We start from the raw sequence: 7,227 nt of genomic DNA on the forward strand, positions 1-7,227 counted from the left end.
TCGGCTCGCTTCGCTCGTGTTCGTCCTTGCGCATCTTCTCGGGAAAAAGTCGAGAATCTACGCAAGTCCCCGGAAAGTTAACAGACGTGCCACCCTGGYTGTTGCGCGTAAACGTCAGCTAGCACAGCCGGATTTATGCAACAACGCCGTCCGCATGCCGTCACCTTGTAGTCCTGTGTCTGGTAATCCACGGCGCCAGTTTTTGTATTCTGGTAGAGGTGAGCTTGCATGGACTGCCCGTTGGGCATCTTGACAGAGTCAGTCGTGAACTTGCCCCAATCCTCGATTTTCATACGCGACTAACCTTCTGTAATCACGGCCTCGATATGAATGCGATCACTCTCATCGAAGATCGCTTCCAAACAATGCGGTTCCTCCGGCGTCCAATCTAGAATGGAATCGCGCAAGACTTCGAGATACATTTTCATCTCAGACGGCGGTAGTGACGGGAGGTCGTCATGCACGACTATCACTTTTATTTGGCTGACCCAATGGAGGTCTCGCAGGCAATCAAATAAGGCGTTCCAGTTAAATCCAAAGTAACCGGGCAGAGTAAGAGACTGGTAAAGTAGCTCAAAGAGCTGTGTTGGCGTCTGGATATTTCCAGCAACCCTCACCACAAGCGCTCCGCTCTCCGCAAATCCTCTCACGTTCGAAACGAAGGTAAATTCTCTCAATTTTTCCATGGACAGGCTCCCGCCTATTTTTTACAGGAATAAATTTGATAATGGCATGGAGTATAGTAGACCTCCTCGCCTTTACCCATAACGATTCGCCGCGGTCCTGGCCCGGCTATAAGTTTTACTCTGGAGCAGCTCAGATCATTTGCAAAATTCCTACTCGTAGATCTTTGCAGCGTACAGAATGTGAGCGACCATTTTCCAGCTTGGACTTTCAACTTGAGGAATCCCCTTGTTCTTCGCCCATAAATCCATCGCCGACACCCAAGCCGCCATCGCCTCTAAGAACTGACCCAGATTATTATTTTCCCAGCTTTCTGCGTTAATTATTAAGTCATCACGCAGCCGCACAATAAATTCCGCGAGATCCTCTTTGCTCTGAACCAGTTCAACTCTTTCGTTTAGCTCCATTTTAATATCCCCCCCAATTAACGAACCCACCTCGAAGAAAATTGATCTCTCCGCCGATCGGCGCGGCCATTTTATCGCCTATGCGATCGCTTACTACTAACGCGCAACTTTCTCGAGAAGCCGACCATCTTCGATCCGATAAACTGGCAAAGCTTCGTTCCACACCCTTGTTCCTCGATCAATCGAGCGATGCCAGCGTGACGCCGCCCAGTCTGAGTTGCCAACTCACTTTGCCGATGCCTTCACCACGTCCCCGGTATAGCTCAAGGACGACAGCTCCTCCTTGGCTTTGTCGGTCGTTTCCAACTCCAGCACCACGCGGCCACCGTAGCCGTCCACCAGGGCGGCGCCGGTGCCGTCGACTTTGCTGCCCATCAGGTTGCCGGTGTTGAGCACCTGGCCGCCGGCCGTCACCGACAGCACGTTGCAGGCCTGGATACCGGATTCCAGACTGCCGAGCGTGGTGCACCCGCCGGTGTCGTGCCAGCGGTCGCCGCCGCCATGGTCTTCCTACGAGCGCCCCACCCAATCGGCGATGCTCTAAAACGGGGGTTCATTGGTGATTCGAAATACTCCCGGCCTGAACAGTTTTTTGGCTTCCACGCGCCGGGTTGAAAATAGAAAAAAATTATCCGCCACATCGAACAGTCTTGGCGTCAATATCAATAGGGAGCCTTGGTCGATCTCATCGATTATGAAATCATTATCTCGCAATTTTCTTGCATCGACCTCTGCGGCATACTCTCGGCCAAAGAAAGTGGCCCAGGCGAGATTTGGGATACCTCGTTGCTCCAATGCAACGGCAGGCGTACCAGTGATAAAATCATCCTGCGCAATGCGGGCGTCATCTCCCACGCCGAATGCACCACGCCCGATCTCAATATCCGTGAATAAATGCATAACGGCAAATTTTGGCTCTGCCAATTCACACAATTGACGAAATAGCCCCAACCAGTCGACCTTTTTGTCTGCAGCGGCATCGAACGTGAACCAACCTGGTCGAAGCTGACCACGCTGATTCAGCAGGGTGTGATGCATGTCAGCCCTACACTTTATCGTCTTGCCCCGCCTCCACATGGAGTTCCATTTTGTAATAATTCGATCGTTTGTGCCCGCATCAATAACGACCTCCGGAGCCCATAACGCCTCGCAATCTGCCACTCCTTTGAATGGCTTCGTGATTGCTTCATTGTTATCAAAATACTCTGGCGTCAATCTTGAATCTGTGCTGCAGAATGCCTCAATCACTCTCCTTCCAAATCCCCACTCCGTCGTATCAATATTGGTTGCTATTGAAATTCGTATTTTTTTCTTACTCATCAGTACGGCCTTATTAGAACGGGGGTCAATGCTTGCTTTTCAGGGTTAAATTTATACACACTGCCACCTACTGTCTCTATTGCATCCCATAGGCGTTACGGCTGTCCGTCTTTTACCTGTGACCGCTCTGTTCTGGTATGCAGCATCCAGTTCAACCCTGACCGCGATTTTCCTATCCTGCCATATCGCGTTATCGCCCGTAGTTTTTCACTAACCCCCGACGCCACGCTGGCACCAGTTGATCGAAAGGAAAGACCGGAGAACACCCGCCATCAATTAACTCGTCTATCGGCTTAGCCCACAGTCGCTTCAGAGGTATCTCGAATCTCCCGATACCGTCAATGCCACGCAACCCAATAACCGCTACATCGTTGCTTTTCTCGCAATAGATGCACCACTCGCCAACATCAGATGCACAAGCATACCTATCAACCCTGTAAAGCCAACCACTCGCAGGACCGCCGCCGCGTAACTTGTCGTCGTACGCGACTCCACTGATCATCTCGTCCAAGAAGATCGCCGCAATGTAGTCAAACTCGAACCTCTCGGTCTTGTCAAGGTTGAGTAGGCACGCGATATTAGCCCGTTCGACACTCAGGAGTTCACGCACAATTTCCGGGAAGTCTGACGCGAAAACGTGGTCGGACTGGAAGAATAGAAAATCGCTCCAGGTTCCAAAATGAACACGGTCGGGTAGCATCCTATCGAAATCCAGTGCCTTCACGACGTTATCAAACGCCTGCTGCCGATAAACAGCATCCCCTTCGCCCAGACTCATACGTCCCTCGTCAATAGTGTCGTCAAACATCGGTTACTGCCCTTTGAGCGTGAACTTGCTCGATGCCCCACCCGGTCCGAAGTACTGAGCCCCCACGCACGCACTCCGAAGCTGCTGCCATCGAAGGTGATGCGGTTGGTCAGCCCGGCGGTGATTGCACCAATTGCATGGCGGTCGCCAGCTTCCCGAAGTTCAGCCCCTGTCCCGAAGCGAGCTGGGTGAAAGCGCTACCGGCCACGCCCATGTGACATACTGGTGCCGTGACGGGTAGGGGCTGCCGTATGAATGCTCCGATAGCTCGCTATGCAAGTTCTTCACAGAACTCTTTGTAAGGTTCAATGAGCGTCATCTTCACCTAATGCTCAGCCAGTCCCAGATCGCTGCCCGCGAGGACCGCCTGAACCCTCGTCGTCCCATCGGGATTGGAGAACTCGACTTCGTAGTTGCCATCGCAATAGTCTTCGATAACGTATCCGATGTCCCCACATCTGAGACCCTCGTATGAGCCCTCTCGACCAAGATAGCGGACGCGGTTGTGAAGCGGAATTTTCATTAACATCCCTTCGTGAAACCCGAGAAAGGTATATGCAACTTCAAAGAGCCGTCAGCCTGGATCATCCATCCTGAGCGAAGGTGGCCAGTTTGACCGATGGCAGCACCTTTTCCGGGACTAGTACTCGTACCGCGCTATGGTGTGTCGTACACCAACCGGAAGAACTTGCGCCATCCATATCGCGATATGAGGTATAGATGAAGCAAGAGGAAACCTGCCAACAGAAACAGCTCTCCACTCACCAGATAGTTTAGGTAAAACGAATGCCACCCGTCACCTCGAAAAGTACGAAATAACGACGCAGCAAGCCAACAGATCGGGTAAAAAACCGACATCCCAAGAAAGCGTCGCACGTAGGGTGTAGCGTCCCCCCCATCGTGCCGGTATATGGCACACAGTATCCTGACCATCTTCTCGTGTTGCATTGCTATTTCCCATCGTTTCTTGGCGCCTCCGGCAAACGCACCACACCGCCAGTTGCCGGGAGTAGGCCTGTGCCAAAATCACGAAACGTACTCGGTACGATGCTCTGAATTGGAGTTGCTACGAGACGGCCTCCAGGAGCTTGAAGGAGGACTCCGAGCGCCGGATCATACTGCCGCGTGAAGTTCATTGCACGGCTCAGGAACAAGCCCCCGCCGTCAGCTAGGCCCTTGGATCCCGCCCCAAAGGTCATTCCCACCACCATGGCGGCCAATGCTGAGTCGTGGGCACCTGTCTGACTATTGTTGTAGGCGGTCGCAGCGGCGTTCGAACTACCTCCGATCAACGCGGTGCCCGCGTAGCCAGAGAAAATGCCGCCAAATGGGGCAGTCGCTCCGCCAAGCACTGCGGTATTCGCAATTCGCTCATAGTTTACCGAGCCGTCCCCAAACAGAACCTGATTAACATATTCCCCAAGACCCGCGCTTACACCAGCAGTAAGTCCGGCACCCGGATTGACAAGGCCCAATCGAATCAACGCCGCCGCCGAAATGGGATCTGCCGTCGGCACCACAGCTCCGCTACCCGCTCCGGGCAGCTTGGCCGCGACCCCCGAAAGCTCCTGTGCACTTGGCTGATAGGCTGCCAGACAATCAATCACCCCACCACCACAATCTTTCACGTCTCCCTTCGCGATCTTGTTCAAAAGCGACACCGCCGATTGTGCGGTTCGGCATGCATCTGCGCTTCCGTTCGCGCAAGCGTCCGCCAACGCATTCAATTGCTTGCGTGAAGTCGCGTCCAGCGACAGTAGCTGATCCCGCAGAGTACACTGGGATACGTCTCCTGCGGCGCATTGCGCCTTGGCACGCTCTAGCGCGCCGGCTTGCTTTGGCGACAGGTAGTTGTTTGCGGCTTCATTCTGGGCGGCACCTGCCGCCGATATGCCATTCTGCCCAAGCGCGTTGGCAAGGGCACCGCCGGCCAACATCGAAGCACCGCTCACGACAGCCTGATTCAACGAGTTGGCCCGGTCAGCGTTCGTCTCGATTCCCAGCGCGCCGCCAACCAGCGGCGATATCACCGCACCGGTAGTCCCGCCAATGGCACCACTAGCGCAATCGCCGCCAGACAGGCTCTGCGTCGCGCAGCCCAGGCCACAATTGATTGAAGCTAGTGGGTAGTCATCTACTCAAGCGCAATGGTGAGTGCATCCCCGTCCCCATATCGAGTTCGATATTTTGTCAGGACGGCCTCTGCAAGCTTCGATGTCAACACCACCGCGATATCCGCATCCACGCCATCGAGGTAAAAGGTAAACGACCATCCGAGACGCTCTTGCTTCCACGCGACAAACACGTCTTCACTTTCGGTTTTCCAGAACTGAACGCAGTGAATGTTGCCAGAATTCACTTCGCCTGCTAGCGTCGCAGCGAGAACCTCAATCTGGTCTCCATCGTCCGTCCAAGTTGTTATCTTGGCATTCCCCGGGTTGGCAAGCGATACGCCCACGGTCTTTAGCAGCTCCACAACAAAGAGGAACGCTACTTCAAGCGTGTCAGGAATCAATACTCGACATACAAATCTCGCCATCATTGGCTCCCAGGAAAGACTTTGACGTTACCCGCGCCAAGTATTTTAGTCGCAAGGTTAATAGCGGATTGCGGTGTACCTTCAGCAAAGTAGGCCTGTGCCGATACACCTCGTTGATCAGCGATCGCTTGGTAGATGCGGAGCTCTTGCCCGAGTTTCCCGAGGTTATTGGCCTTCGCTGGACCACCAACCGCTACCAAGTTGCCATTCGCAGCAACAACGTCAATGTCGGTTGAGCCGAGTCCAGGTACTGCCACCTTCTCTCCGGAGACCGAGCCCTTGACAATGTTTGCCACAGCCGTCTCACGATCTTGTCCAACGAGTCGCGCAGCATCCCCAGATGTGTTTGAGGCCGAAGCATTCCCACTCGCGTCGGAACTCGCCCCATTCCCTCCGTTGCCGCTTGACAGAATTGCGTTGCCCGGCACGTAGCCTGGCGCCCCCGGCGACACGATTCCAGGCGTCACGATACACCCTGTTGGCCCACACGCGACCATCGGAGGCGTCACCACCGCTGCTCCCGTAGCAGGCGGGTTACCACCATTGCTCACATCGATCAGTGGGTTCGGATCCGACTGCGGCGTCTGCCCGTTGTTGGCAACCATAGTGCCGATGAGCTGATTGCCCCATCGACTGAGGTCCCCGATCGGGTCGCGGTAGGTATTTTGTAGCCAGGTGCCGAAGGCACTCAACACCCCTCCGTTCTTGGCGGCGCTCGCTGGGTGGTCGCCGGACGTGGCATTGTTCAACGCTTCGTTTTGGGCGGCGCTGGCTGCTGCCGTGGCGTTCTGGCCGAGCGCCGCCGCCAAGCCACCACCGGCCAGCATCGACAGCGCCGTCACCAGCGCAGTCTGTCCGGGCGACAGCGGTGCCCCTGTCGGGTCGATCATCCTGATGACATCCGGGGCCAGCATCGCCGAAATCGCCCCGCCAATGGCACCTGACGCACAGTCACCGCTGCCGGCCGCACCCGCGACACAGCCGAGCGCCGCATGGCTGGCGATGCTCTCTAAGGAACCCGGATCGGTGTTGGCGCCAATGCTGTTGGCACCCAGTGCTGCTCCCTGCGCCACCAGGCTGCCCTTGAGCGCATTTCCAAAGCTGCCCCCGTTGAACACCGTGCTAACCCCGGCATTGATCAAGCCCGTGCCAACGAAGCCCACGGCCTGCTGTGCCAGCGTGCCGGTCGCGCCATTCTGGGCCGCCTGCAACACGCCACCGACGTTGGTCGTGCCCGCGAGGTTTGCCAGGGTATTTGTTCCCTCCAGGGACTTCCCCCATGCACTCACCCCGAAGCTGCTGCCGTCAAAGGTGATGCCCTTGGTCAAGCCCGCCGTGATCGCGCCAATCGCGCCGGCCGTCGCCAGCTTCCCGAAGTTCAACCCTTGGCCGGACGCGAGTTGGGTGAAAGCGCTACTGGCCATGCTGGAGAGGGCGGCCACGATCATCGCCTGCGCCAGCGTCATCTG

At 55.6% G+C, this 7,227-nt stretch carries 8 protein-coding genes and 1 pseudogene; all 9 read right to left on the minus strand.

Features of this window, described 5'->3' with window-relative positions; all coding sequences use genetic code 11:
* Positions 1-299: 299 nt before the first annotated feature.
* On the minus strand, positions 300-686 hold the full coding sequence (locus tag AC1DQR_RS39830) for a barstar family protein (RefSeq protein ID WP_477135085.1): 387 nt from the start codon (positions 684-686) through the stop codon (positions 300-302).
* A gap of 150 nt (positions 687-836) precedes the next feature.
* On the minus strand, positions 837-1,091 hold the full coding sequence (locus tag AC1DQR_RS39835) for a DUF7660 family protein (RefSeq protein ID WP_477135086.1): 255 nt from the start codon (positions 1,089-1,091) through the stop codon (positions 837-839).
* A 225-nt stretch (positions 1,092-1,316) separates the two neighbouring features.
* A pseudogene (locus AC1DQR_RS39840) lies at positions 1,317-1,415 on the minus strand (DUF2846 domain-containing protein); the annotation flags it as partial.
* Between the two features lie 216 nt (positions 1,416-1,631).
* Positions 1,632-2,411 carry a hypothetical protein gene (locus AC1DQR_RS39845; protein ID WP_477135087.1) on the minus strand — a complete coding sequence of 260 codons (780 nt, stop codon included), beginning with the start codon at positions 2,409-2,411 and terminating at the stop codon, positions 1,632-1,634.
* A gap of 190 nt (positions 2,412-2,601) precedes the next feature.
* Positions 2,602-3,219, minus strand: coding sequence for a hypothetical protein (locus AC1DQR_RS39850; protein WP_477135088.1), 618 nt, complete (start codon positions 3,217-3,219; stop codon positions 2,602-2,604).
* A 325-nt stretch (positions 3,220-3,544) separates the two neighbouring features.
* Positions 3,545-3,748: a DUF4926 domain-containing protein gene (locus tag AC1DQR_RS39855; RefSeq protein WP_477135089.1), complete on the minus strand. Its 204-nt coding sequence runs from the start codon at positions 3,746-3,748 to the stop codon at positions 3,545-3,547.
* A 421-nt stretch (positions 3,749-4,169) separates the two neighbouring features.
* A complete protein-coding gene (locus AC1DQR_RS39860) occupies positions 4,170-5,249 on the minus strand; it encodes a hypothetical protein (RefSeq protein WP_477135090.1) in 1,080 nt (359 codons plus the stop codon).
* Positions 5,250-5,353: 104 nt separating this feature from the next.
* Positions 5,354-5,761, minus strand: coding sequence for a hypothetical protein (locus tag AC1DQR_RS39865; RefSeq protein ID WP_477135091.1), 408 nt, complete (start codon positions 5,759-5,761; stop codon positions 5,354-5,356).
* On the minus strand, positions 5,758-7,227 hold a 1,470-nt coding region (locus AC1DQR_RS39870; protein ID WP_477135092.1), incomplete at its 5' end, for a DUF637 domain-containing protein. The genes AC1DQR_RS39865 and AC1DQR_RS39870, both read right to left, overlap by 4 nt.

The sequence above is a fragment of the Cupriavidus sp. 05L411 genome (genome assembly GCF_056398045.1).

Bases quoted from the DNA above. Each gene is read 5' to 3' on its own strand.
- AC1DQR_RS39830 (WP_477135085.1), bottom strand. From the start codon at position 686: ATGGAAAAATTGAGAGAATTTACCTTCGTTTCGAACGTGAGAGGATTT.
- AC1DQR_RS39855 (WP_477135089.1), bottom strand. From the start codon at position 3,748: ATGTTAATGAAAATTCCGCTTCACAACCGCGTCCGCTATCTTGGTCGA.
- AC1DQR_RS39865 (WP_477135091.1), bottom strand. From the start codon at position 5,761: ATGATGGCGAGATTTGTATGTCGAGTATTGATTCCTGACACGCTTGAA.
- AC1DQR_RS39845 (WP_477135087.1), bottom strand. From the start codon at position 2,411: ATGAGTAAGAAAAAAATACGAATTTCAATAGCAACCAATATTGATACG.
- AC1DQR_RS39835 (WP_477135086.1), bottom strand. From the start codon at position 1,091: ATGGAGCTAAACGAAAGAGTTGAACTGGTTCAGAGCAAAGAGGATCTC.
- AC1DQR_RS39850 (WP_477135088.1), bottom strand. From the start codon at position 3,219: ATGTTTGACGACACTATTGACGAGGGACGTATGAGTCTGGGCGAAGGG.